Here is a 25703-nt window from a genome sequence, read left to right as displayed (position 1 = left end):
TTTGTTTGTCATCCCAGCGGAAGCTGGGACCCATTTGGCTTTTGCCTTTGCTATTGCTTCTGCCTTGACTAAGTCAAAGTCAAAAGCGTTTCGTCCGCTACGCGGCCGAGTTCATTTCTTTTGATAAGCGTCACTGCACGCGCAGGAGCGCGTGCGAACGGCGAAGCCGGCCCCGAAGGGGTGAGCGCCATGGATGGCGCGAATCAAAGAAACGAACCAAAGAAAAACGCTTTTCTCGACACAGCAATCCCATGGCGGGAAGCGCCCCAGGATTTTCCGACTCGCCATCCATGGCTCGGTCGGAAAACGGCGGGCATCCTGCCCGCCGCCCTTCGGGTCTAGATGCAGGTTCGGCTCGCAAAGTTCTCAGCTAGAGCTAAAGCCTTGCTCGGCTTTGCCTCGCCTTTCGCTTCTAAAGATGCTTGAACGCCCTTGGCCTCCGGAGACCCGGAGGGTGGCGCACAGGGATGTGCGCCGTTTTCGACCGAGCCAGGAGGGCGAGTCGAAAAATCCCGATAGCAACGAAGCTCTGGGGCTGACTTGTCGGGGAAAGCGTTTTTCTTTGGTTCGTTTCTTTGATTCGCACCATCCATGGCGCTCACCCCTTCGGGGCCGGCTTCGCCGTTCGCACGCGCTCCTGCGCGTGCAGTGACGCTTATCAAAAGAAATGAACTCGGCCGCGTAGCGGACGAAACGCTTTTGACTTTGACTTAGTCAAGGCAGAAGCAATAGCAAAGGCAAAAGCCAAATGGGTCCCAGCTTCCGCTGGGATGACAAACAAAAAAACCTACTCAACCGTCACCGGCTGCTCACTCCACTCCTCAACACTCCCATCCCTCCCATACAACCGCAACCCCAACCAATGGCGCCCCGGCGTCGCATCCCCCACATCGACACGCGCCCGATACCCGACATTCGGATGCAACGGATCGCTCGAAATCTTCCAGTACGCCGCGGTTCCGGGACTCGGTAATCCATACTCGGCCTTCGCGACGACGCGTCCATCCATCAGCACATCCACGCGCGCGAGCCCGACGCCGTCCTTGAACGCCCACCCGGACACCTCGAAGCGTCTACCCACACGCGCGTCGATCGCAGGCGCATCGATCCAAGCCATCGCCGGTGCCGTGCACTTGACCTTCGCCTTGCCCGCGGCCGCTTTATCGTCACCATGCTTGCCATCGAACGCGAACAACAGATACCGCTGTCGACCGTGATCGACATTCAAGACCTTCGGCTGCGGCAACGGCCCGACCTGCTCGCACAACTGGTGATAGCGCTGCAGTAGATTGCGGTATTCCACATCCGCCGCGCCCACCACCAGCAACACCGGTGTATCGCCCCAGTCGCTGCGGCCCTTGCTCTGCAATCCCCACAACCGCAACTGCGGCGCGCGCCCATGCTCGCGATTGAGCGGATGATCGAGCACGCGGATGCGCGGATTGTCGAGCGCGAAACCGAGTTCGGCGCCGATCTTGAAGTTGTCGGCGACGATGCGCGTGCCCGGCGGCATCCGCGCATGTTCGTTGCTCACCGCTGCGGCGAGGCTATCCCAGCCGGCGAAGTTGGAGGGATACCACTTCAATGCCGCGCTGTCCTCGCGGAACGAAGGCGACGACACCAGCGCGTAATACCCAAGCGCGGCGGCAAGGCCCGATGCGACCACGATCCAAACCAGCCGCCGCAACCACGGCCCCCAGGTGGAAAGCACGTGCGGCAGCAGCGGCAGCAATGCCAGATACCCCGGCAGCGGCCAATGGAAACTCACGCGCTGCGTATCGGCGAAGAAGCCGAGAATGAAGAATCCCAGCACGACCAGCCCGCCCGACCAGGCCAGATAGCGCACATCTTCCGAAACACTGCGCCGCCCCTTCCACGCAGCCCAGATCAGCGCCACGAACAACGGCGGCGTCACCAGCAAGCCCTGGATCACCAGGAAAGAAAGACCGTCGGCATGGAACGCCCAGGGATGACGATCGACGAGCTGGAACCGCAATCCCGCCTCGGCATTGTCGAAGTTCCATGCCATCAACGGCGTCCAGGCCGCCGCGCCGAACGCGATCGCGATCCAGACGCGCGGATCGAGCAAGGCCTGTCGACCGCGCGGCAACATCAGCAGCGCGATGAATCCCACACCGATCACGGCGATGAAGCGGTAATGGCTGAGCGCGCCGATCGCCAGACCGCACGCCAGTTGCAAGGCTGTCTCGTGACTCACGCCGCGCAGCAAACGCGCGCCCGCATCCACGCACAACAACGTGGCCAGCGCCATCGGCGCATCCGGCAGTGCGAGCAGGCCGAGCGTTCCCGCCAACGGCAGCAGCAATGTGGCGATGCCGGCTAGCCAGGCATTGCGGTTACCGAATTCTCGTGCGGTGATGCGCACCACCAGCCACGGCACGCAGGCGGCGATCATCAGAAACGGCAGGCGCAGTGCCAGCACGCTTTTGCCGAACACCAGTTCGCCGAGACGGATCAGCCATGCGGTCAGGCCCGGCAGATCGGAATAGGCCAAGGCCAGGTGCCGGCTCTCCTGCCAATAGAACGCCTCGTCGACGAACAGCGGCAGGCGCGCGGCCATCGACACCTTGAGCAACGACACCGCCGCCCAGAGTGTGATGAACACCACTCGCATATCGATCCTGTCCCGCATTCCGTCCCGCATTTCGCGTCGTAACCTCGCTACACTCGAACGATCCCACGAACAGCGACCCGCGCATGCCCGCATCCTCGGCTTCCCTCGCCATGCTAACCGACGACCTGCGCGAGTCGGTGAAACGCGCGCAATCACAGGTCAACGCGCTCGTCCTGGGCAAGCCGCATGAAGTGCAGTTGGCCTTCGTCGCCCTGCTCTCGGACGGGCACATGCTGATCGAGGACCTGCCGGGGCTCGGCAAGACCACATTGGCGCATGCGCTGGCGGCGACACTCGGGCTGGCCTTCCAGCGCGTGCAGTTCACCTCCGACCTGCTTCCTTCCGACATCATCGGCGTCTCGGTGTTCGACGCCCAGACGCGACGCTTCGAGTTCCATTCAGGCCCGGTGTTCGCGCAGGTGCTGCTGGCCGACGAGATCAACCGCGCGCCGCCGCGAACGCAGAGCGCGCTGCTCGAGGCGATGGCGGAGCATCAGGTGACGGTCGATGGCGTGACGCACGCGCTACCGGAGCCATTCCTCGTCATCGCCACGCAGAACCCGGTCGACTTGGCCGGCACCTATCCCTTGCCCGATTCGCAGCTCGATCGCTTCCTGCTGCGCCTCACCCTCGGCTACCCGAACGAAGAGGCCGAACGCGCGCTGCTGGCTGGCGGCGACCGGCGCGACATGATCGCGCAGACGATGCCGATCCTCGGTTCCGACGACGTGTTGCAACTGCGCGATGCGGTGTCGCACGTGCATGCCAGCGAGGCGCTGGTGCGTTACGTGCAGGCATTGCTGGCGCGCAGCCGGCATCATCCCGGCGTGCGCGTCGGGCTGTCGCCACGCGCGGGCATCGCGCTGCTGCGCGCGGCGCGTGCGTATGCGTTGCTGCTGGGCCGCAACCATGTGCTGCCGGACGACGTGCAGGCGCTGTTCGCGCCGGTCGCCGCGCATCGACTGGTCGCCGATGCCGATGCAGGTGAGGATCGCGCACTGGCGAAGTCGATCCTGCACAGCGTGCCTGTCGATTAGTTTTCTCTCTCTCGGGAAAAAAGGAAAAACTCAGCTCTTTTCTGGATCGCAAGATGCCGCCAGCGTTCGCATCGCTAGCAAAACGCCTCGCCCTGCTCGCGCGGCCACGGCGACCGGAATCGCTGCCGGTCGAATTCAATCGTCATCGCATCTACATCCTGCCGACCGGGTTCGGCTGGTTCTTCGCCATGCTGCTGCTGGCGATGGGCATCGGCGCGCTCAACTACAACAACAATCCCGCGCTGCTGCTCGGATTGCTGCTGGCCGGCGCGGCCAACACCAGTCTGTTCGCGGCGCATCTGCAACTGAGCGGGCTGCGGATCGTCGCCATCGATGCACAGCCCGTCCCCGCCGGCATGGCGCTCGCGTTGCGCCTGCACGCGCGAGCGGCGCGCGGGCGCGGGCGGCGCGGCCTGCGCGTCGATCTGGCCGGTAACGAGGCGCGGCTCTCCCTCGTCGAAGGTGCCGGCGAAACCGTGCTGATGATTCCCACCACACAGCGTGGCTGGCTCGAACTCGGCCGCTTGCGCATCTCCACCACGCGCCCGCTCGGACTCGCGCGCGCCTGGACCTACCTCTGGCCCGACACGCCGTTGCTGGTCTACCCCGCCCCGGAGGCACACGGCCCGCCGCTGCCGCAAGGACGCGGCGAGAATGCGCGTGCGCGGCTGCATCCCGCGGGCGAAGACATGCATCACCTGCGCGCTTATCGGCGCGGCGACGCGCGACGCGCCATCGCCTGGAAGCCCTCCGCGCGCCGCGGCGCGTTGCTGGTGCGCGAATACGAACAGCCGCAGAGCGCGGACATCGAACTCGACTGGCGCGACCTGTCCGCGCTCGCCTACGAGGACCGCATCCGCCGGCTCGCGCGCTGGGTCGACGAGGCCGAACGCGAAGGCCGCCGCTACCGCCTGCTGCTGCCAGGACAACCTGCGCTGGGACCAGCGCGCGGCGTCGATCATCGCCATGCCTGCCTGCGTGCGCTCGCACTCATGCCACGACTGGAGCGTGACGATGTCCGCTCGCGCTGACAGGCTCTTCTCTTTGTTCAAGGCGAAAGAGACAGCGCAACGCACCGCGCTCGATACGCGCAGCCGTCTGTGGACCTTGCTCGCCGCGGCGGCATGCCTGCTGCCCTTGCTGCTGCAACTGGAAAGTCTCGCCTTGCCGATCGCCTGCATCGCCATCGGCTGCGCGACGGTGGCGATGTCGCGGCGGCACGTGTTGCCTGGCTGGCTACGCCTGCTGCTCGTGCTGGCGCTGATCGGCTACGTGCTCACCTCGATGCGGTTCTCGTTCGGCCGCGACACCGGCTGCGCCCTGCTCGCGGCGATGCTGGCGGTCAAGCCAGCGGAACTGCATGGCTTGCGCGATACACGCAGTCTGATCGGCTTCGCCCTGTTCGCTCCATTCGCCACCTTCCTGCTCGATCAGGGACCGGCGTCGCTGCTGCTCGGGCTGCTCGGCGTGATCCTGGCGCTGGCGGCATTGCTGCAGCTCTCGGATCTGGAATCCGGCGAATCGGCCTCCGCCGGCGACAACATCCGGGCGCATGCACGGCGATTCGTCACGGTGTTGCGCCTGATCGCAATCGGCCTGCCCTTGGCACTGGCCGCTTTCTGGCTGTTCCCGCGCATCAGCGCGCCGCTGTGGGGCGTGCCGGAACGCGTCGTGGCGCGGCCGGGATTGTCCGATCGCATGGCGCCGGGCGAGTGGATCGACTTCATGGCCGACGACCGCCCCGCCCTGCGCGTGAAATTCTTCGGCGCCGCACCGCCAACTTCGCAGATGTACTGGCGCGGACCGGTGCTCTGGGATTTCGACGGACGCGCCTGGACGCGACCGGCATGGCCCACGGGCCAACGCCCGGCACCGACGACACGCCGGAAGACCATCTGGGATTACGAGATCGAAGTCGAACCGACCGATCGGCGACAGCTGGTCGCGCTCGATCTGCCGCTGTCCTCTCCCCTCGGCACGACACTCGACTTCGACCACAGCATGCAAGCACAGCGGACACTCTCGTCGTTGACGCGCTGGCACCTGCGCTCGGCCGAGCCGCAAACCTACCAGCCGCAACTGTCGCCCGAGATGCGCGCGCTCGCATTGCGTCTGCCGCCGGGCTACAACCCGCGCGCGCTGTCGCTGGCGCGGCAGTGGCGACGATCCGCCGGAACCAACGACGATGCCATCGTGCAACGTGCCTTGTCGTGGATCACGCGCGACTTCATCTACACCCTCGATACGCCCCTGCTCGGCCACGATTCGGTCGACGAATTCCTGTTCGAGCAAAAGCGCGGCTTCTGCGAGCACTTCAGCTCCGCCTTCGTGGTGCTGATGCGCGGCGCGGGGATTCCCGCGCGCGTGGTCACCGGCTATGCCGGGGGCTATCACAACCCCTACGGCGACTACTGGCTGGTGCGCAATTCCGACGCGCATGCCTGGAGCGAGGTGTGGCTGTCCGGACGCGGCTGGGTGCGGGTCGATCCCACCGCCGCGGTGGCGCCGGAACGCATCTACGACACCCTCGCCGACCGCGCGCCGGGTGTGCTGGGCTCGTTCACCGGGCTCACGCCGGTCTTCGACATCGGCGACTGGCTGCGTCGCGGCTGGAACGACCTGGTGCTCGGCTTCGACGCCACGCGCCAGCAGCGCCTGTTGCAGCCGCTGGGCATCGACCATCTCGACGACAGCGCCCTGATCGCACTCTTCGCCGGCGTGGCCGGACTCGCCCTGGGCTGGATGCTGTGGCTCACCACGCGCCGCGAGCGCGAACGCGATCCGCTATTGCGTGCCTGGCATGCCCTGGGCGCGCGCTATGCCCGGCTGGGGCTGGCACGCGAACCGCACGAGCCGGCGAGCACCTGGGCCGCGCGCGTTGCCCGTTCGCTGCCGGAACGGCCACAATCGGCACAGTTGCCGGCGCTCAGCGCCCGTTTCGCCGACTGGCGCTACGCTCGGCACGACGCGCATCGACAGGGGTTGCGCGATCTCGTCCACGACCTGCGTCGGCACCGCCCCTGACCGATAACGGAGACACCCGATGCATCTGGGCAGTAGAAAAACACGCTCGCTCGCCTTGGCCGGCCTCGTCTGCGCCCTCGCCGCCTGCGCCTCGCAACCGAAGCCGCTGCAGGGCGAGTACACCCAGATCACACCGCGCGAAGCCGCCGAACGCGACAGCGTCGGCGCCACCGTGCGCTGGGGCGGCCGCATCGTGCAGGTCGAACCGAAGGAGAACACCACCTGCTTCGAGATGATCTCCACCCGCCTGGATGTCTACGGCCGCCCCTACTGGGCCGAGGACGACACCGGCGGCCGCTTCATCGCCTGCCGTCCCGGGTTCTACGATCCGGCGATCTTCGAGAAGAACCGTGACGTGACCTTCACGGGGCGTATCGACAGTTACGAGAATCGTCGGATCGGCGGCTACAGCTACCGGTTCCCGCATGTCGAGGCGGATGTGGTGTATCTGTGGCCGAAGCGTGAGCGGGTGAATGTGGTGACGCGGCCGGCGCCGTGGCCGTGGTGGGGATGGTGGTGATCGGTTTTCGATCTTCTGCTCACGGCGTGTTCGTTCTTTAAAGCAAAAGCGTTTCGTCCGCTGCGCGGCCGAGTTCATTTCTTTTGGTAAGCCCCAAAAGAAACGAACCAAAGAAAAACGCTTTTCTCGACACAGCAATCCCATGGCGGAGAACACCCCAGGATTTTCCGACTCGCCATCCATGGCTCGGTCGGAAAACGGCGGGCATCCATGCCCGCCGCCCTTCGGGTCTAGAGGCAATCGTGGCTCGCAAGGTTTAGCACCTAAGAGCAAAAGCCTTGCTCGGCTTTGCCTCGCCTTTCGCTTCTAAAAAAGCTTGAGCGCCCAGACAACCGGAGACCCGGAGGTGTCGAGGACCATTGGTCCGAGGGCACACGGATGTGCGCCGTTTTTCGACCGAGCCATGGATGGCGAGTCGAAAAATCCTGATAGCAATGATGCTCTGGGGTTGCTTCGTCGGGGAAAGCGTTTTTCTTTGGTTCGTTTCTTTTGGGGCTTACCAAAAGAAATGAACTCGGCCGCGTAGCGGACGAAACGCTTCTGCTCTCCACAACAGCAAAAGCAGAAGCAGAAGCAAAAACCAAATGGATCCCAGCTTCCGCTGGGACGACGAACAAAAGCTACGTCCATGGATTCCCGCCTTCGCGGGAATGACGAGCAAAAAACAAGAATCCAACTTACACAGGCGTCCCAAACCGCCCAAGCTGCGCCCCAGCCAAAAGATGCAAATGCAGCTGAAACACCGTCTGCCCCGCATGCCGATTGCAGTTCATCACAATGCGATAACCATCCTCAGCAAACCCCTGCTCCTTCGCATAACGCGCAGCAGCGACCGCAAGCCGTCCGATGATCTCAGGCCGATCCGCAGGCAGATCATTTAAAGTCGCCACAGTTTCCTTCGGCACGAACAAAACGTGCACCGGCGCCTGCGGCATGATGTCGCGAAACGCGATCAGATCATCGTCCTCGTACACGACTTCAGCCGGAATCTCCCGACGGATGATCTTGTGAAAGATGGTGTCCTCAGCCATAGCGCGGCTCCTGCGATGAGTCCAAGATAGATTCTGTCACACCGACCGCGGTACATGCCGGCCATCCCGGCGTTGCTTTATCGCGGCATTTCACTGCGCGTGCCGAACGCATGCGAAAGCGTGCCGCGATCCACGTATTCCAGTTCCCCGCCCAGCGGCACGCCGTGGGCAAGCCTGCTCGGCCGCACATCGTGCTGGCGCGCGAGCTGGGCGAGGTAATGCGCGGTCGCCTCGCCTTCCACCGTCGGGTTGGTGGCGATGATCAGTTCCTGCACTTCGCCTTCGGCCAGGCGTTCGGCCAATTGATCGAGGCCGAGTTCGCGCGGGCCGATGCCGTCGAGCGGACTCAGGCGCCCCTGCAAAATGAAATATAGCCCGCGATACCCCGTGGCCTGCTCAATGGCGAGGCGATCGGCCGGCGACTCCACGATGCACAGCTGATGCGCATCGCGCGACGGGCTGGCGCAGGTGGCGCACAACTCCGTCTCGCTGAAATCGCGGCAGCGCACGCAATGGCCGATGCGTTCGATCGCTTCGCCGAGCGTTTCGGCCAGGCGCTTGCCGCCTTCGCGCTCGCGCTCGAGTACGTGATAGGCCATGCGTTGCGCGGTCTTCTGCCCGACACCCGGCAGGATGCGGAAAGCTTCGATCAGGCGTTCGAGCAGGGAGGTGGTCATGCGGTGATTGTGTCTTCGCGGAAAGTCACGCGGCGTCCGCAACCTTGAAGCGCGTGCCGCAATGCATGCACGCGAATTCCTGCCTTCTGACCACATCCACCACCACACGCGCCCAGCCGTCCACGCCGGTCGCCGTCGGGACACTCGGGTGCAGCTTCGCGAATCCCTGGATGGTCGGATGCTTGCCGCAGTGCGGGCATTTGTGCGCGAGGGCGAATCCGAGGTGGATCAGCGCGGCCAGCATGAAGGCCGTGATGGCACCGATAATCGCGCCGAAGATGTGCACCTTCAGCGCGGCCGCGGCCAGGAACAGGACGATGGCCAGTCCCAGCAGCCCCCACGCGGCCACCGCCGAATAGGCATCGATCTTGATGAGCCGCGATTGCGGGTAGACCTGCATGGTCCAGGTTTCCTGTCCGAGTTTCCTGCGATGCCGGAATGCAATCAGAACGGTAGCTTCATTCCCGGCGGCATCTGCATGCCGGCGGTCGCGGCCGACATCCTTGCCTGCGATTCGGTGTTGACCTTGTTGACTGCGTCGTTGAACGCGGCCGCGATCAGGTCCTCGGCCATTTCGGGATCGGTCAGCACGCTCGGATCGATGCGTACCTTGCGGCACTCCATACGACCGGTGATGGTGATGTTGACCATGCCGCCGCCGGCATTGCCGGTGACTTCGAGGCTGGCGAGCTCTTCCTGCGCGCGCTGCATGTTTTCCTGCATCTTCTGCGCTTGCTGCATGAGCTGGGCGATGTTTCCACGCATGTCGGTGTTCTCTCTAAAGTAGTTCTAGTCTTCGTAGGGGCGGATCGAATCCGGCACAAGCCTGGCGCCTTGCTGCGACATCAGCCGCTGCACGTCCGGATCGGACAGGAATGCGTTCTCGGCCGCGTTCTGGCGCTCGTCGCGCTGGCGCGTGTTGCGCTCGTGCAGGGTCTCGGTGGCGGTCGTGGCCGCCTCGAACTGGATCTTCGGCACTGCGCCGAGATGGACGCCGAGGCTTTCGGCGAGTTGCGCGACCAGGAACGGGGCTTTCAGGTGATCGTCGGATTCAGGGAGCGACAGCCGCAGTACGTTGTCGATGTGCGACACGAATCCGGCGTGCGAGGCCAGTTCCTTCACCGGGCCACGCAGATTCAGACCGGCGACCAGGTCGAGCCAACGCGGGCCGTCGATGCCTGCGACCGACGCCGGAGCGGCTGGTGATGCCGGCTTCGGCGGTGCTGCCGCCGGCTGCTTCGGCATCGGTGGTTCTGGCGTGGGCGCGGGAGCGACTGGCGGCCTGGCGGCGACGGGAGGCGGCGAGGAAGCACGCGGCGGCACCGCCCCGGCCGCGTCCAGCGCCGCCTTGGCGGCGGCGGGCCCGGATATTTGCGACTGCGCCGATGCCACCGTCTGCGTTCCGCCCTCGGCCGGCCGGAACGCCAGCATGCGCAGCACGCTCATCTCGAAGCCTGCGCGCGGGCTTGGCGCGAACGGCAGGTCGCGGCGCCCGTTCAAGGCCATCTGGTACCAAAGCTGCACCACCTCAGGACGCAGCTGCCCGGCCAATGACTCGACATCACCGCCCTCGGCCTCCTCGACCGCGCTTCCCGGTACCAGTTGCTTCACCTGTATCCGGTGCAAGGCGTCGGCCAGAGCGTCGAGCACGCCGGACCAGTCGGGCGAAAACTCCGCCAGCGCTTCGACTTCCTTCAGCAGGGCCAGTCCGTCGCCGCTACTCAAGGCGCCGAGCAGCGCGCCGACGCGGGTCCGGTCGACCGTCCCGAGCATCGTCGCCACCGCGCCGTCGGACAGCGTGCCGCCGCCGCTTCCGGCTCCCGTGTAGGCGATGGCCTGGTCCAGCAGCGACAGGCCGTCGCGCAGGCTGCCGTCGGCGGCCTTCGCCAGCTGCCGGATCGCGCCGGGCTCGGCCGCGATGTCCTCGGCCTCGAGAATCTTGGTGATCTGGCCACGGATCTGCCCTTCGTCCAGCCGCTTGAGATTGAACTGCAGGCAGCGCGAGAGCACGGTCACCGGCAATTTCTGCGGATCGGTGGTGGCGAGCAGGAATTTCACGTGCCCCGGCGGCTCCTCCAACGTCTTCAACAGCGCATTGAAGGCCGACTTGGACAGCATGTGCACTTCGTCGATCAGGTACACCTTCACGCGTCCGCGCGAGGGCATGTACTGGGCGTTGTCGATCACCTCGCGGACGTCGTCCACGCCGGTGTTGGAAGCGGCGTCGATCTCGAGCAAGTCGATGAAGCGGCCGGCGTCGATGTCGCGGCAGGCATTGCATTCACCGCAGGGCTCGGCCGAGGTGCCGCGCTCGCAGTTCAGGCTCTTGGCGAAGATGCGCGCGATGGTCGTCTTGCCGACGCCGCGGGTGCCGGTGAACAGGAAGGCATGGTGCACGCGGCCGGAATCCAGCGCATTGGTCAGCGCGCGGACCACGTGCTCCTGGCCTACCAGTTCGGCGAAACGCTTGGGACGCCACTTGCGGGCGAGGACGAGGTAGGACATGGGGGCATTTTGCCATGCGCGGGTCGCGCGGACCGCGACATTTCCGACTCGCTTGTCCCAAATCCTTGTCGCGGCTAGAATTTGCGCCCCGAATCAGGCCCCGCGCCGGCTTCGGACCCGATGTGGAGAGGTCGAGCGGCGCCTCAAGCGCCGCGAGGGCGAGGCACGGATGCCGAGCGGCGATGCCCCATGGATGGACGAGTCCGTAAAGTTCCAGATTGATCAAGTAATGTGGAGAGGTGTCCGAGTGGTTGAAGGAGCACGCCTGGAAAGTGTGTAAGCGTCTAAACCGCGCTTCGGGGGTTCGAATCCCCCTCTCTCCGCCAGATTTTGTGTAAGCCAGTTTCAAGCGCGTCGCGATGCGAGCGCAGTCTCTATGGTGGCTCTGTCGGCCCCTCGCGACGCTAGATCGAAAACTCCGCCAGGGCCGGAAGGCAGCAACGGTATCGATTGATGCGGGCGCCGAGGTCAGCCGGCAGGGCCATCGCCTTTTTCATGCTGCGCATGAAAAACCCAAGATTTGCAAAGCAAATCTTGGGCCCCGGCTATGAACTTCCGATCCCCGCCCCTTCGGGACGCCCCCTTACCAAGGGGGCTTTTCTCCAGAGAGTTTTCAGAGGGTGGCGAAACCGGGGCAACACGCTCACGATGCACATTGCACCGAGCCTCTCCATTCCCGGTCATCGCAGGGCGAAGCGCCGCACTAACATTTGGGCGAAGGAAGCCGCTCTCTGAGCGAACCCGGACTCAGGCCGTCGGCGGCTCCGGATGCAGCCAGTCCGCCGCGCCGTCGGCATAGCGCTCGTGCTTCCAGATCGGCACGCGCGCTTTCACCTCGTCGATGATGAAACGGCAGGCGGCGAAGGCCGCATCGCGATGTCCGGCAGAGACTCCGACCCACACCGCCATGTCACCGATCGCCAGATCGCCGACGCGATGCACGCAACAGGCATCAGCGATCTCGAACTTCGCCAGGGCCTCGCTCAGCACGCGCTCGCCTTCGGCTTCCGCCAGCGCGGCATAGGCTTCATAGCGCAGGCCATGCACATCACGCCCTTCGTTGTGGTTGCGCACCCAGCCCTCGAAACTGGCGAACGCACCGGCTTCGCCGCGCACGAGCGCGGCGCGCAGCGGCGCGATGTCGAAAGGCGTTTCGGCGAGTGTGAATTTCTTCATGCGCTCACCCTCCCGATACGGGTGGAATGAAAGCCACCTCGCTACCTTCGCGAAGCGGTTCTTCCCAACGCGCGAACGCGCCGTCGACGGCCACCCGCAAACGGCCCACCGGCAAGACGAAACCGTGACGTGCCTGAAGCGTTTCGTAAAGCCCGCGAAGATCGGAGGCATCCGATCCGATCGTCTCGCTCGTCATTCCCGCGGCATCGCGCAGGCTGGCGAAATAGAGCACCGTCACCTGCGTCATCAGACCGTCTTCCCGAAGTCGCGCTTGCCGCCACGTTTACCCAGCAGTTTCGCCGGCCCGAGCACGATGGCATGCGACAAGGCCTTGCACATGTCGTAGACCGTCAGCGCCGCGACGGTGGCTCCGGTCAGCGCCTCCATCTCGACGCCGGTGCGGTGCGTGGTCTTCACCGCGCACTCAATTTCCAATTCTCGCTCGCCACTCCAATCGATGCCGATGCGGATGCCGTCGATCGGCAGCGGATGACAGAACGGGATCAGTTCATGCGTTCGCTTCACCGCCAGCGTCCCCGCGACGATGGCCGTCTCGACGATGCCGCCCTTGGCACTCTTCAGGCCGCTCTTGCGCAGCTGCTGGGCGACATCCAGCGGAAAACGCACGCGACAGGACGCGACGGCCTCGCGCGCGGTGACGGCCTTGGCGGAAACATCGACCATGGCGGGACGGCCCTTGGGGTCGAGGTGCGTCAGTGTTTTTTCGCGGCGTGCCATGCTGACATTGTGGACCGAGGGCATTCTCGTTGCATACACCTGCATCGTTTTCGACGCCTTCCGATAGATGTGTGCCGCCACCCCTGGCGTCACCATATCGGCTTGCGGAGCGTCCGGCCCCTCACCCGCCGATCAGGAACATCTCCACATGCTTGCGCGGCGCATCGACCCGCCCGCGCAATTCGCTGTAACGATCGGCACGCCGCTTCCAGAACCCAGTGAGATGTTCGGCGAAAGCGGCTTCGCCCTGCGCCAGCAGTGGCCGCAGCGGTGTGCCGGTGGCGGCGAACAGGCAGGTGAAGAGCTGGCCGTCGGCTGACACACGGGCGCGGTGGCAATCACCGCAGAACGGCTCGCTGACCGAGCTGACGAATCCGATCTCGCCTGCGCCGTCCTCGAAGGCATAGCGCGAGGCGACTTCGCCACGATAGTTGGCATCGAGCGGACGCAGCGGCCAACGTGCATGGATGCGGTCGCGCAGTTCGACCGACGGCACCACCCGCGCGCGATCCCAGCCGTTGCAGGTGCCGACGTCCATGTATTCGATGAAGCGCACGATGTGGCCGGTACGGCGGAAGCGTTCGACCAAGGTCAGTGCTTCGTCTTCGTTGATGCCACGCTGCATCACGCAGTTGAACTTCAGGCGCTCGAAACCGGCATCCTCCGCCGCAGCGATCCCGGCGAGCACATTTTCGACCGTGCCGCGATCGCCGGACAGCTTGCGGAACAGTTCCGGATCGAGCGCGTCGAGACTGATGGTGATGCGACGCAATCCGGCCTCGCGCAAGGCGCGCGCGTGGCGCGCGAGCAGCGAACCGTTGGTGGTCAGCGCCAGATCCTCGATGCCCGGAATCGCGGCCAGGCGCGCGATCAGATCGGGCAGTCCCTTGCGCAGCAACGGCTCGCCGCCGGTGATGCGCAATTTATGCATGCCCAGCCACGTGAAGCCACGCACCAGGGTTTCGATTTCGTCGAAGGACAATCGCGACGCGGCATCGAGGCCGTAATCATCGGGCACTTGGTCGGCCGGCATGCAATAGCCGCAACGGAAGTTGCAGGCCTCGATCACCGACAGGCGCAAGTCATGGATCGGGCGGCCGAGGCGATCCAGCGGAGCGGCGGCGGGCTGGAGGGCGGCGTTCATGCCGATTGGACCCGTTCCGCCGTCGGTTCGTTCAACGGCAGCACTTCGCCGGGATGTCCGACGCGATATCCGCGCGCGGCGAGCGCTTCGCCATCGGCCGCGCCCGCGTAGTGGTAGAACACGCAGCGCGCCAGCAGTTCCGGCGGATATTCGCGTTCGAGATCGTCGATGCCGCTGTGCGAGGGATTGCCGCGCAGCGCGCAGTCGTGGGCGACCAGTTCGTCGGCGTCGGCGTATCGGGCCAGCATTTCGGGGATCGGGCGGGTATCGCCGCTCCACACCAGGCTACCGCGCAAGCGTAGGCCATAGGCGGTCTCCGGCCAATGATGGCGCACCGGGAAGACTTCCAGGCGCACTCCGTCATGCCAGAAGGCCTCGCCGACCGGGATCAGCTGGAAGGCGTCCCAGAAATTGGTGCCGCCCTCGGCCGAGACGTTCGGATAATCGGCGATGCGCGCATGCAGCAGCGGCAACACGCGCGCGGGCACGTACAAACGAGTCTTCTCGGCACGCGGCGCGACGAAGTAGTCGGCCACGAACAGGCGCTCGAAGCCGGCGACGTGATCCAGATGCACGTGGGTGACGAACAAGGCCCGTGGCGTCGTGCCGTAATGCGCCTGATAGGCGGTGAGGCCTTCGGCGCCGCAATCGATGGTGAGCCAGGGCGCGCTGTCGCGCTCGATCGTCGCCATCGGCGACCCGAGTTCGACCGCCGAGGCATTGCCGACGCCTTGGAAACGCAGGGACCAGTTCATGACACGGGCATGATGCCCTAGCAGGGTGTTGAGAAACACCCTGCTAGGGCGGCCATGGATGGCCGCTTCGGCGAATCAAGCGCACAAGCGCTTGACTCGCCGTGAGCCAGCCCAGGCTTGGCCTGGGCTGGCGATGTTGAGAAAGTGCAGGGAAGCACTTTCTCAATTGCTAAATCCCCTTCGCCCAGCGCGCGTCGTAGGCCGCGCGCAGCCGCGCAAAATCGGCACGCACCGTTTCGACGCTGCGCGCACCGCGCAGCTTCAGCAGCGAACGCTCCAGCCGCGCCAGATTGCGCGAGCGCCAGCCGGTGGCGGGAATGTGCATGGTGCTGCGGTCGAAATCGATCAGCCAGCCCTTGCCGGCCTCGTCGAAGAGGATGTTGTGCGCGTTGAGATCGGCGTGATCGAGGCCTTCGCGATGGAAGCGCGCGATCAGCTGGCCCGTCGCCTCCCAAGGCGCGTCACCCTCGATGGCGAGATCGGCCAATGAACGCACGCCGGTCAGCCGCTCCAGCAGGATCGAGGCGCGGTATGTCATGCCCTCGCGCACGTAGCAGGCCGCGATCGGGTGCGGCACGGGCAGGCGGCGCTTGAGCAGCTCGCGCAACAGGCGGAACTCGGCGAAGCTGCGCACGCGGTCGGCGCCGCGCCACAGATAGCGGTCGCGGCTGAACTTCGCCGCCCAGCCTCCACGCAAGTAATGGCGCAGCACGCAAGGGCCATGACTGGCGTCGATGAACCAGGCGCCGCCACGGCCCCCTTGCCCCACCAATTGCGCGCGATCCCCCCACCCGGCCGGATCGAACCAGCGCGGGTCGACTTGCCGCAGCTGCGTGGCGTCGAACAGAATCGAGCCGTAACCACGACCGGCACGGAACGGCGTCAAGCTTTCGGTGGCGTCGAATACAGCCATCCTTGCGAGTCTAACGTGTCCAAGCTTTCCGCCCCACCCCGTTCCCTCTGCCTGCTGCGCCTCTCGGCGCTGGGGGACGTGACCCATGTGGTCCCGCTCGTGCGCACCCTGCGCAAGGCCTGGCCGCAGCTGGCGCTGACCTGGGTGATCGGCAAGGGCGAATTCCGGCTGCTGGAAGGGCTGGAAGGCGTGGAATTCGTCGTCTACGACAAGAAATCCGGATGGGCCGGCATGCGCGCATTGCGTCGGGAATTGCGGGAGCGCGTGGGCCCCGGCGCGCGCTTCGACGCGCTGATGCAGATGCAGGTGGCCGCGCGCGCCAACCTGCTCTCGGCTTTCATTCCGGCGACGCGCCGCATCGGCTACGACAAATCCCGATCCAAGGACCTGCACGGGCTGTTCGTCAACGAACGCATTCCCGATCGCCCTGGCATCCATGTGCTCGACGCGATCGGCAGCTTCTGCGAACCGCTCGGACTGAAACAGGAAGACGTCATCTGGAACCTGCCGGTCCCGGACGAGGCTCGCGCATGGGCGCGCGCGCAATGGCCGGACAAGCATGACGATGGGATTCCGACGCTGCTGATTTCCCCGTGTTCCAGCCACACTTTGCGCAACTGGCGCAGCGAGCGTTATGCCGCGGTCGCCGACCATGCCGTCGAACGCGGCTGGCGCGTCGTGCTGTGCGGCGGCCGCAGCGAGCTGGAACGCAACACCGCCGACGCCATCCTCGCCGCGATGCGCCACCCCGCCCTCGATCTGGTCGGCAAGGACACGCTGAAACAGCTACCCGCGCTGCTCGAACGCGCCGACCTGCTCATGACGCCGGATTCCGGCCCCATGCACATCGCCAATGCGATGGGAACGAAGGTGCTGGGGCTGCACGCGGCCAGCAATCCCGCGCGCAGCGGGCCGTATTCGGATCGGCGGTATTGCGTGGATCGTTACGACGACGCAGCGCGCAAGTATCTCCGCAAATCCGCGAGCGAACTCAAGTGGGGAACGAAGATCGAGTTCGACGGCGTGATGGATCTGGTGACCGTCGACGATGCGATCACGGCGTTCGAACGCTACGTCGCCGCTTCGTGACGGAACATCCGCGCACTCACCGCTTCTAATTCAGCGCTTCTAATTCAGCGCTTCAAGCCTGGTCCGTAATCCTCGTAGGACTTCTCTTCGACGTAAGCCGAACCCAGCGCCAGATTGATGTCCTTCTTGATCCGTGCCCGCTCGTCGTTCTCGATGTAGACGCTGCGCGCGAGGCGGATGAATTCCTCGTCGAAGGCCTGCGCCTTCTCCTTGATGCGGATGTCGTCCTCGATCACCCACAGGCGCTCGTTGACGGCCTTGAGGTCCGCGCGCAGCCGCACGATGTCCTGGCCGGCGGCGGGGTGCGCCATCCACGTCGTTTCCAGCGCCGTCAGCTCGTTGCGGACGTTGGCCAGCTTGGCCGGATCGGACATGCGCTCGGACTTGATCTGCAGGATGGCGATCTTGTCGAGCAGTTCGCCGAAGGAGACGGGGACGAGGATTTCGGACATGGGGCGCGGCATTCGGCTGAGGCTAAAGGACAGCCAGTTTACGCCCCCAGCCTTGTCGGGTCTGGCCCTGGACCGTATCATGGCGACCCCATTGCGCTGGCCCGACGAAAATACGGGCGGCTTAGCGGCGCTCCAGGCGCCACAAGGACGGCGGCGCAAGATTCCAAAGGATGGATGCCACGCAATTCCGGAGAGGTGGCAGAGCGGTTGAATGTACCTGACTCGAAATCAGGCGTACGTTAATAGCGTACCGAGGGTTCGAATCCCTCCCTCTCCGCCAACTGTATGTACGCGCCGGTTCGCCGGCGTGATCTTTTAGCGATATTTCCCTTGATTTTCTAGGCAACCGGTCCCTACCGGTTCGGCCTTGATCGCCTCAATCCGCACCTATACCATGGGTATATTCATGGGTACAGGAGAGCCGGATGCCCCGAGTTTTCATCAATAAGCTTAGTGCCCGTTTCGTGGCCACGGCCCCTGCCGGCATGCACGCTGACGGTGGCGGGCTGTACCTGCAAGTCACCCCATCCGGGGCACGCTCCTGGATCTTCCGATATGCCCGCGGCACGACGACCAGTGCCAGCGGTCGCGCGCGCCCGAAGACCCGCGACATGGGCCTTGGCCCCGTCCACACCGTCAGCCTGGCGCAGGCGCGTGAGAGCGCGCTTGCGGCCCGGCAGCTGCTGCGGACCGGCCTTGACCCGATCACGCATCGTCGGGCCGCACACGCCATCGCCGCCGGCATTCCGACCTTCAAGGCGGCAGCGCTCGACTACATCGAAACCCATCGCAAGGCCTGGACGAACGCAAAGCACGCGGACCAATGGACAAACACACTGACCACCTACGCGTTTCCCCACATCGGCGAGAAGCGAGTTGACCACATCGAGACCGATGATCTCCTGACGATCCTCAAGCCGTTGTGGACGGCCAAGACAGAGACTGCCACCCGTCTACGCCAGCGGATCGAATCCGTCCTTGACGCCTGCACAGCCAAGAAGCAGCGTAGCGGGGACAACCCGGCCCGCTGGAAGGGACATCTAGACACTCTCCTCCCCAAGCCGTCGGACGTAGCACAAGTCAAGCACCATCCGGCTATGCCGTACAAGGAGCTGCCTGCGTTCATAAAGAAGCTGCGGGCGAATCCGTCCGTGTCAGCGCGAGCACTGGAGTTCCTGATCCTGACCGCCTCCCGTACCGGCCCAATCATCCAGGCGAACCGACCCGAGATCGCCCGGCACGAAGACTTTGGCGTGCTCTGGACCGTGCCAGCGGTACACATGAAAAGCGGCAAGAAATCGGGAGAACCGCATTACGTCCCGGTCACACCGGCCATGCAGCGCGTCCTGGATGCTACCCCGATCGAGGAGCGCAATGCCGCGCTCTTCCCCGGTGGCCGCCACTCCCACCTATCCAACGGCGCGATGGACCAGTTACTCGATGGGATGGGCTACGGGCAGTACACCGTCCACGGGTTCCGCTCCTCATTCAAGGATTGGGCGTCCGAGCAGACCGAGATCGCCAACGAGGTTAGCGAAGGCGTGCTGGCGCATACGATCAAGAGCAAGGTCGAGGCAGCCTATCGACGGGGGCAGATGCTGCAGCGGCGGCGAGACCTGCTGGACACCTGGTGCGCCTTTTTGGACGGGAAGGCGCTCAAGCCTTCCCGTGGTCGCGACGCTCCGTCAGCTTCACAATCAAAGCGTCGATCTCGGACTCTACCCAGCGCGAAGCGGCTCCGATCTTGACCGGCTTCGGGAACCAGCCTGCTTTGATACCGGCATAGATCGCCGTCTTGTTCAATCCAACTCGGGTTTTTACAGTCGGTAGCTTCAGCAGGACCAGAGGAGTCGGAGCCGCCAGCATGGCGATTCCCTCCCCGACTTCGTGGCCTGCAATTTTGGTTCGGGCGTTGTGCACGTGTGCAATCTCCAACATTGGGGGATGGGCGGGCTGACAGTGGTGTCTTATTGGATGTCGAAGCCCTTTTGCACCTACTTGTTGTATCGACACGTCAAAGAGACAGTCAAGGTTTATTTTCGTGCCCGGCATGCCCCTGTCTGCGTGTCGGTTCAGGCTTAATTCCGCAGTCAAACACGGTGGCCGATAGGACCTTGGCTTGTATCGCAAGGCATGAGATCAATGCTGCATATCAGACTCTGGATCCGGAGTCGCTGCGCCCTTGCCATCAAAGTCGACGATATCCACCTCGTCGACCCCTCCCCCAGATCCATAGCTATGAACGGCTGTCTCGATTTCTGAGACAAGAAGGTGTACAAATGTACACCCATGAAGCCCTCCGACACCCTGCCCCCACAACGCGCCGCCGTCCTGGCTTTCTTGCGCCGGGAACTGACCGCCGGGCGAGCGCCTAGCCTGGCCGAGATCGCCGACGCCTTTGGTTTTGCCTCGCGCAACGCCGCGCAGAAGCATGTGCAGGCGCTCGTGGCCGACGGCCTACTGGAATCGATCCCCGGCCAAAAACGCGGCTTACGCCTGCCGGGCGGGCCGGCCGACCTGCTGCCGTTACCAGTCCTGGGCCGTGTGGCCGCCGGCCAGCCGATCGGCCCAGACATCGGCCTCGACGAGCAACTCTGGCTGGATCGCCGGCTGTTCTCGCCCACGCCCGACTATCTGCTCAAGGTCCAGGGCGACTCGATGATCGACGACGGCATCCTCGATGGTGATCTGGTGGGCGTGCATCGCACGCCTGAGGCGCGCAACGGTCAAACGGTGGTAGCACGCATCGATGGAGAGCTGACCATCAAGCGTCTGCGTCGCGAACGGCAGCGCATTCTGCTGTTGCCACGCAATCCTGCGCACTCCCCCATCGACATACAACCGGGGCAGGATTTCGCAATCGAGGGTGTCTACTGCGGTCTGGTGCGGTGCGGCTGATATGGGCGCTGTTATCGCTCTAGAAGCCCTGCTCTCCGCGCGCACGCTCTGGCATGCCGGACGCAACGCCGTTATCGCTGCTGATGGCGAGCCTACTGGCCATGACGCGTTTGATGCACTGCTGCCGCAACGCGGCTGGCCGCGTCGCGCGCTGACCGAATTACTCCTCCCCGCCGACGGCGTAGGCGAACTCTCCTTGCTGATGCCGACCTTCGCGCGCCTCACCCAAGCCGGCGACACGGTGACCCTGATTGCGCCGCCTTATCTTCCTTATGCACCGGCGTGGCAGGCCGCAGGCGTAGACCTCGCGCACCTGCAAATTGTCGAGGCTGCGCCACGCGATGCGCTGTGGGCCTTCGAACAATGCCTGCGCAGCGGCGCCTGCACGGCCGTCGTGGGCTGGCCGGCACACGCAGATGCCCCCGCCCTACGCCGACTGCAGGTCGCAGCCGACAGCGGGCAGTGCCTGGGCTTTGCGCTGCGCGATCGCCGCCATGCCGCGAACCCTTCCGCAGCCGCTCTTCGCATCGAGGCAGTGCGCGATGCGCGCAACGGCATGACGTGGCAGGTGCGGAAGTGCCGCGGCGGCCCCGCACCGGCGCAGGCCTTCGTTCCGGTGGCATGTTGAAGCACGCATGCTCTGGGCTTGTGTACTGCTGCCGCAACTGGCGCTGGATGCCGTCCTCCGCCGTCGGCCTGATGCCGAAACGCCGCTGGCGCTGATCGATGGGCCCGCGCAATTGCGCACGCTGTATGCGGTGAACGCAGCCGCCGCGCAAGCCGGTCTGCGCGCCGGCATGCGCCTGACCACTGCCCATGCGCTGCTGCCAGAATTTACGATGGTCGAATACGACCCGCAGGCCGAGGCGCGGTGGCAACGCTTCCTGGCCGCGTGGGCCTACCGGCACAGTTCGCTGGTTAGCGCCCAGTGGTCCGGTTGCATCGTGCTGGAAGTGCGTGCCAGCTTTCGCCTGCTGGGTCCATGGCCGCGTCTTGAAGCGCGGTTGCGCGAGGAACTGACCACATTGGGCTTCAGTCACCGCATCGCGCTGGCGCCCACACCGCGTGCCGCATACGTGTTCGCCGGTTTACGCGATGGACTTGCGCTGCCGCATCCCGGCGCGATGTCCGATTCACTGGATCGCGTCCCGGTCCGCAGCGCCCGCCTCCCCGAGGATACGGGACAACGTCTGCATCGTATGGGCATTCGTGACCTGCGCGCGTTGCGCGCCTTGCCGCACGATGCCGTGCGTCGCCGCTTTGGTCTGCCGGTCTTGGAACACTTGGACCGCTTATACGGGCAGGCTGAGGATCCGCTGACCTACTATGCGCCCCCGGATCATTTCGATGTGCGTCTGGAACTAGGCTACGAGGTAGAAAGCCACACCGCACTGTTGTTTCCGCTGCGCCGATTGATCGGCGACCTGTGTACGTATCTATCGGTGCGCGATGGTGGTGTGCAGCGCTTTGTCCTACGACTGGAACACGACTGCACCCACACCGATGTGGACGTGGGCTTGCTGGCGGCCGAGCGCGAACCAGCAATGCTGTTCGAACTCAGCCGCAATCGGCTCGAACGTGTGCAGATCGACCGCCCCGTGGTGGCGATGCGTCTGCTGGCACGCCAGTTGCCGCCCTTTGTACCGGCCACGCGTGATCTGTTCGATACCCGCCCGCAGCAGCAACTGCCGTGGCCGCAACTGCGCGAGCGTCTGCGTGCGCGACTGGGCGATGACGTGGTGTCCCGTATCACGCCCACCGGCGATCCGCGCCCGGAACGGGCTTGGCGTCGGGTACCCGGGGATGTCGCCCGCATCGACCCTGCGCCGGAACGTCCGCCGCGCCCGTTGTGGCTACTCCCACACCCCATTCCACTGCGTGATCCGCGCCCACGCATCCTCTCCGGACCGGAGCGCCTGGAGAGCGGCTGGTGGGATGGCGCCGACGCACGCCGTGACTACTACGTCCTGGAGACCTCACAAGGCCAGCAGGCCTGGGCCTTCGCGCCACCGGGCGAACAGACAGGCTGGATGCTGCACGGGTGGTTCGCATGAGCGGGGACGACGTGGACTACGACTCACCAGGTGGACAACCGCCGCGTGCGTGGGATGTGGCGCACCGGCTCAGTCTGCGCGCGGCCAACGATGATCTTCCCGACAGCGACGACCTGCCTGCCTATGCCGAGTTGCACTGCCTCTCGGATTTTTCCTTCTTGCGCGGCGCTTCCAGTGCGGAAGATTTGTTTGCACGCGCCCTACGCTGTGGCTACGAGGCGCTGGCGATCACCGACGAATGCTCTCTGGCGGGCATCGTGCGCGCACTGGAAGCCTCGCGCGCCAGTGGCCTGAAACTCATCGTGGGCAGCGAGTTCACCCTGACCTGCGGCACCAAGTTCGCCTTGCTGGTGGAGACCCATGCCGGCTACATCCGATTGTGCGAACTCATCACCACGGCGCGTCGGGCCGCGCGCAAGGGTCAGTACCAGCTGACACGACAGGACGTCACGCGCATCCTGGGCAAGCGCAATGACGCATGCGATCCGAACTGCGGCCTGTTCGTACTCTGGATGCCGGCACGCATGCCTGATGAAGCACAGGGGCGCTGGCTGCGCACGCTGCTGGGTGAACGCGCCTACCTCGCCGTGGAACTGCATCGCGAACAAGATGATGCCGAGCGCCTGCGCCAGCTGCTCCTACTCGCGGCTCGTCTGGACATGATGCCCGTCGCAGCCGGTGACGTGCATATGGCCATGCGCCGCCAGCGTGTGCTGCAAGACACCATGACCGCCATTCGCCACAACACGTCCCTGGCTGATTGCGGCGCCCATCTGTTCCGCAATGGCGAGCGTCACCTGCGCACACGCCGCGCGCTGGGCAACATCTATCCGTCCGAACTCCTGGCCGCCGCCGTCCATCTGTCGCGGCGCTGCCGTTTTCGCATGGACGAAGTGCGCTACGACTATCCGGCCGAACTGGTGCCCGAAGGGCACACCCCGACGACCTGGCTGCGCACTTTGACCGAAGCCGGCATGCGCGAACGCTGGCCCGCGGGCGTGCCGGCGCGTGTGGCCGCGCAGATCGAGAGCGAACTCGCCCTGATCGCTGAACTGAGGTACGAAGCCTTCTTCCTCACCGTGGAAGATATCGTCCGCTTCGCTAAATCACGCGACATCCTGTGCCAGGGTCGCGGGTCCTCGGCCAATTCGGCGGTGTGCTTCGCGCTGGGTATCACCGTGGTCCGGCCCGAAGAAGCCCGCCTGTTGATGGCCCGATTCCTGTCCAAGGAACGCAACGAGCCGCCCGACATCGACGTGGATTTCGAGCACGAGCGGCGTGAAGAAGTGCTGCAGTACGTCTACAACAAATATGGCCGCGAACGCGCCGCGCTGGCGGCTACCGTCATCCGCTACCGCGGCAAGAGTGCTGTGCGTGATGTCGCCAAAGCGTTCGGCCTGCCACCGGAGCAAGCCTCGCTGCTGGCCGAATGCTACGGCTGGGGCAATGGCGAAGCATCGATGGAACAACGCCTGCGTGAATCGGGCTTCGATCCGGACAATCCCCTGATTCAGCGCGTGCTGCTGCTCACCGAACAACTCCGCGACCATCCGCGACACCTCTCCCAACACGTCGGCGGCTTCGTCATCAGCGACGCACCGCTCTCCACCGTCGTCCCGGTGGAAAACGCGGCCATGCCCGAGCGCACCATCATCCAATGGGACAAGGACGACCTGGAAACGATGAAACTGCTGAAGGTCGACTGCCTGGCGCTGGGCATGCTGACCTGCATCCGCAAAGCCGTCGCGCTGGTGGAGCGACACCGTGGCTACACCGTCGATCTGGCGCGATTGCCGCCAGGTGACAGACCCACCTACGACATGATTCAAGCCGCAGACACCATCGGTGTCTTCCAGATTGAATCCCGCGCGCAGATGAGCATGTTGCCGCGGCTGAAACCGAACAATTTCTTTGATCTGGTCATCGAGGTCGCCATCGTGCGGCCCGGCCCGATCCAGGGCGGCATGGTGCATCCCTACCTGCGGCGTCGGCAGGGCAAGGATCCGGTTGTATACCCCTCCGGAGGGATCGAAGCCATCCTCGGTCCGACCCTGGGGATTCCGCTGTTCCAGGAACAGGTGATGGAGTTGATGATCCATGCCGGCTATTCGCCAGAGGATGCCGACAACCTGCGTCGCTCGATGGCAGCCTGGGGACGCGGTGGCGACATGGAGCCGCATCGCGTCAGGATTCGGCAACTGATGGAGGCCAAGGGCTACTCCTCTGAGTTCATCGACCAGATCTTCGAACAGATCAAGGGATTTGGTTCCTATGGCTTCCCGCAAAGCCATGCCGCCTCATTCGCCAAACTCGTCTACATCAGCTGCTGGTTGAAACGCCATGAACCTGCGGCTTTCGCCTGCGCCCTGCTCAATGCGCAGCCGATGGGCTTCTATTCACCGAGTCAGATCGTGCAGGATGCGCGCCGCGGTCATGGAGATCGCAAAGGCATCCACATCCTGCCCGTGGATGTGACTTGCAGCGACTGGGACAACACCTTGGAAGGCGGCGGCCCCCGCACCGGCGTGGACGACGGTGGGCAGCCCGCAATCCGCCTGGGGCTGCGCCAGATCGCCGGACTCTCGGACACCATGGCACAGGCCATCGTCGCGGCGCGGCAGCAGCGCACCTTCACTGATGTGCGTGACTTATGCCTGCGCGCACGACTCGATGAGAGAGCGCGCCAGGTCCTCGCCGAGGCCGGCGCTCTAGAAGCTCTGGTCGGACACCGTCATGCCGCACGCTGGGCGGTGGCCGGCATCGAACGTCAACGTCCCCTGCTCCCCGGCAGCCCAGAGGAGGAGGACATTACGTTGCCGGCGCCCACGGCGGGCGAAGACATCCTCTCCGACTACCGCAGCGTGGGCTTGACCCTGCAAGCCCATCCGCTTTCACTGCTACGCCCACGCCTACAACAACAGCGCGTGCTGGACTCGCGCCAGTTGCACGCCTTACCGCATGGCCGTGGCGCATACACTGCCGGCATCGTCACGCAGCGCCAGCGGCCGGGCACGGCCAAGGGCACCATCTTCGTGACCCTCGAAGACGAATACGG

Annotated in this window: 24 protein-coding genes, 2 tRNA genes and 1 other RNA gene; 13 read left to right on the top strand and 14 right to left on the bottom strand. The window is 64.8% G+C overall.

Features of this window, described 5'->3' with window-relative positions:
* Window positions 1–787 precede the first annotated feature (787 nt).
* Window positions 788–2635, bottom strand: coding sequence for an ArnT family glycosyltransferase (locus LG367_RS17235; protein WP_226470504.1), 1848 nt, complete (start codon window positions 2633–2635; stop codon window positions 788–790).
* An 83-nt stretch (window positions 2636–2718) separates the two neighbouring features.
* Here LG367_RS17235 and LG367_RS17230 point away from each other — a divergent pair, with 83 nt between their 5' ends.
* The 4 genes from LG367_RS17230 to LG367_RS17215 are packed head-to-tail and all read left to right on the top strand — an operon-like array spanning window position 2719 to window position 7216.
* A complete protein-coding gene (locus LG367_RS17230; protein ID WP_425491003.1) occupies window positions 2719–3672 on the top strand; it encodes an AAA family ATPase in 954 nt (317 codons plus the stop codon).
* Window positions 3673–3725: 53 nt separating this feature from the next.
* Window positions 3726–4703, top strand: coding sequence for a DUF58 domain-containing protein (locus LG367_RS17225; RefSeq protein ID WP_226470502.1), 978 nt, complete (start codon window positions 3726–3728; stop codon window positions 4701–4703).
* Window positions 4687–6696: a transglutaminase TgpA family protein gene (locus tag LG367_RS17220; protein WP_226470501.1), complete on the top strand. Its 2010-nt coding sequence runs from the start codon at window positions 4687–4689 to the stop codon at window positions 6694–6696. The genes LG367_RS17225 and LG367_RS17220 overlap by 17 nt, the downstream gene beginning before the upstream one ends.
* 19 nt (window positions 6697–6715) lie before the next feature.
* Window positions 6716–7216, top strand: a complete 501-nt coding sequence (locus LG367_RS17215; protein WP_226470500.1) for a Slp family lipoprotein — start codon at window positions 6716–6718, stop codon at window positions 7214–7216.
* Window positions 7217–7893: 677 nt separating this feature from the next.
* Here the strand turns inward: LG367_RS17215 and LG367_RS17210 are convergent.
* From LG367_RS17210 to dnaX, 5 genes are all read right to left on the bottom strand, one after another.
* Window positions 7894–8247, bottom strand: coding sequence for a histidine triad nucleotide-binding protein (locus LG367_RS17210; protein ID WP_226470499.1), 354 nt, complete (start codon window positions 8245–8247; stop codon window positions 7894–7896).
* Between the two features lie 77 nt (window positions 8248–8324).
* Entirely contained in the window at window positions 8325–8924 is a 600-nt protein-coding gene (recR, locus tag LG367_RS17205; RefSeq protein ID WP_226470498.1) for a recombination mediator RecR, read from the bottom strand.
* A gap of 25 nt (window positions 8925–8949) precedes the next feature.
* Complete coding sequence (locus tag LG367_RS17200) at window positions 8950–9324, bottom strand: hypothetical protein (protein ID WP_226470497.1); 375 nt, start codon at window positions 9322–9324, stop codon at window positions 8950–8952.
* A 44-nt stretch (window positions 9325–9368) separates the two neighbouring features.
* Window positions 9369–9689 (bottom strand): YbaB/EbfC family nucleoid-associated protein, encoded by a 321-nt coding sequence (locus LG367_RS17195; protein ID WP_226470496.1) that lies wholly within the window; start codon window positions 9687–9689, stop codon window positions 9369–9371.
* 24 nt (window positions 9690–9713) lie between these two features.
* Window positions 9714–11429, bottom strand: a complete 1716-nt coding sequence (gene dnaX / locus LG367_RS17190) for a DNA polymerase III subunit gamma/tau (protein WP_226470495.1) — start codon at window positions 11427–11429, stop codon at window positions 9714–9716.
* A 233-nt stretch (window positions 11430–11662) separates the two neighbouring features.
* Between dnaX and LG367_RS17185 the strand changes: the two genes are divergently transcribed.
* Together LG367_RS17185 and ffs are read left to right on the top strand one after the other, a co-directional pair.
* Window positions 11663–11755, top strand: a tRNA-Ser gene (locus LG367_RS17185).
* Between the two features lie 59 nt (window positions 11756–11814).
* An RNA gene (gene ffs, locus LG367_RS17180) (signal recognition particle sRNA small type) lies at window positions 11815–11911 on the top strand.
* Window positions 11912–12176: 265 nt separating this feature from the next.
* Here the strand turns inward: ffs and LG367_RS17175 are convergent.
* The 6 genes from LG367_RS17175 to LG367_RS17150 all read right to left on the bottom strand — a co-directional run bounded on the left by LG367_RS17175 (window position 12177) and on the right by LG367_RS17150 (window position 16155).
* Window positions 12177–12605, bottom strand: coding sequence for a molybdenum cofactor biosynthesis protein MoaE (locus LG367_RS17175; RefSeq protein WP_226470494.1), 429 nt, complete (start codon window positions 12603–12605; stop codon window positions 12177–12179).
* A gap of 4 nt (window positions 12606–12609) precedes the next feature.
* On the bottom strand, window positions 12610–12855 hold the full coding sequence (gene moaD / locus LG367_RS17170; RefSeq protein WP_226470507.1) for a molybdopterin converting factor subunit 1: 246 nt from the start codon (window positions 12853–12855) through the stop codon (window positions 12610–12612).
* Complete coding sequence (gene moaC / locus LG367_RS17165; protein WP_226470493.1) at window positions 12852–13343, bottom strand: cyclic pyranopterin monophosphate synthase MoaC; 492 nt, start codon at window positions 13341–13343, stop codon at window positions 12852–12854. Before moaC ends, moaD begins: the two co-directional genes overlap by 4 nt.
* A gap of 121 nt (window positions 13344–13464) precedes the next feature.
* Window positions 13465–14487 (bottom strand): GTP 3',8-cyclase MoaA, encoded by a 1023-nt coding sequence (gene moaA, locus LG367_RS17160; RefSeq protein ID WP_226470492.1) that lies wholly within the window; start codon window positions 14485–14487, stop codon window positions 13465–13467.
* A complete protein-coding gene (locus LG367_RS17155) occupies window positions 14484–15242 on the bottom strand; it encodes an MBL fold metallo-hydrolase (protein WP_226470491.1) in 759 nt (252 codons plus the stop codon). The genes moaA and LG367_RS17155 overlap by 4 nt, the downstream gene beginning before the upstream one ends.
* Before the next feature lie 169 nt (window positions 15243–15411).
* Entirely contained in the window at window positions 15412–16155 is a 744-nt protein-coding gene (locus LG367_RS17150; RefSeq protein WP_226470490.1) for a 3-deoxy-D-manno-octulosonic acid kinase, read from the bottom strand.
* Between the two features lie 15 nt (window positions 16156–16170).
* Here LG367_RS17150 and LG367_RS17145 point away from each other — a divergent pair, with 15 nt between their 5' ends.
* Window positions 16171–17244 (top strand): glycosyltransferase family 9 protein, encoded by a 1074-nt coding sequence (locus LG367_RS17145; RefSeq protein ID WP_226470489.1) that lies wholly within the window; start codon window positions 16171–16173, stop codon window positions 17242–17244.
* Between the two features lie 44 nt (window positions 17245–17288).
* On the opposite strand, the gene LG367_RS17140 is transcribed toward LG367_RS17145, so the two are convergent.
* Entirely contained in the window at window positions 17289–17696 is a 408-nt protein-coding gene (locus LG367_RS17140; protein ID WP_226470488.1) for a DUF6165 family protein, read from the bottom strand.
* Between the two features lie 189 nt (window positions 17697–17885).
* Here LG367_RS17140 and LG367_RS17135 point away from each other — a divergent pair.
* Both LG367_RS17135 and LG367_RS17130 read left to right on the top strand, forming a co-directional pair.
* Window positions 17886–17976, top strand: a tRNA-Ser gene (locus LG367_RS17135).
* Window positions 17977–18121: 145 nt separating this feature from the next.
* On the top strand, window positions 18122–19444 hold the full coding sequence (locus LG367_RS17130) for a tyrosine-type recombinase/integrase (RefSeq protein WP_226470487.1): 1323 nt from the start codon (window positions 18122–18124) through the stop codon (window positions 19442–19444).
* On the opposite strand, the gene LG367_RS18775 is transcribed toward LG367_RS17130, so the two are convergent.
* Complete coding sequence (locus tag LG367_RS18775) at window positions 19353–19562, bottom strand: helix-turn-helix transcriptional regulator (RefSeq protein WP_226470506.1); 210 nt, start codon at window positions 19560–19562, stop codon at window positions 19353–19355. The genes LG367_RS17130 and LG367_RS18775 overlap by 92 nt on opposite strands.
* Window positions 19563–19985: 423 nt before the next feature.
* On the opposite strand from LG367_RS18775, the gene lexA reads away from it, so the two are divergent.
* The 4 genes from lexA to LG367_RS17105 all read left to right on the top strand — a co-directional run.
* Complete coding sequence (gene lexA / locus LG367_RS17120; protein ID WP_226470486.1) at window positions 19986–20594, top strand: transcriptional repressor LexA; 609 nt, start codon at window positions 19986–19988, stop codon at window positions 20592–20594.
* Window position 20595: 1 nt separating this feature from the next.
* Window positions 20596–21222 carry a translesion DNA synthesis-associated protein ImuA gene (gene imuA / locus LG367_RS17115; protein WP_226470505.1) on the top strand — a complete coding sequence of 209 codons (627 nt, stop codon included), beginning with the start codon at window positions 20596–20598 and terminating at the stop codon, window positions 21220–21222.
* Window positions 21223–21229: 7 nt separating this feature from the next.
* Window positions 21230–22648, top strand: a complete 1419-nt coding sequence (locus LG367_RS17110) for a Y-family DNA polymerase (protein WP_226470485.1) — start codon at window positions 21230–21232, stop codon at window positions 22646–22648.
* The coding region (locus LG367_RS17105; protein WP_226470484.1) for an error-prone DNA polymerase at window positions 22645–25703 on the top strand (3059 nt) is incomplete at its 3' end. The genes LG367_RS17110 and LG367_RS17105, both read left to right, overlap by 4 nt.

The organism is Luteimonas panaciterrae (assembly GCF_020511115.1).
Taxonomy (GTDB): Bacteria; Pseudomonadota; Gammaproteobacteria; order Xanthomonadales; family Xanthomonadaceae; genus Luteimonas; species Luteimonas panaciterrae.
Note: the sequence above shows the minus strand (reverse complement) of the source record. Positions and strands in the feature narration are given on the sequence as shown.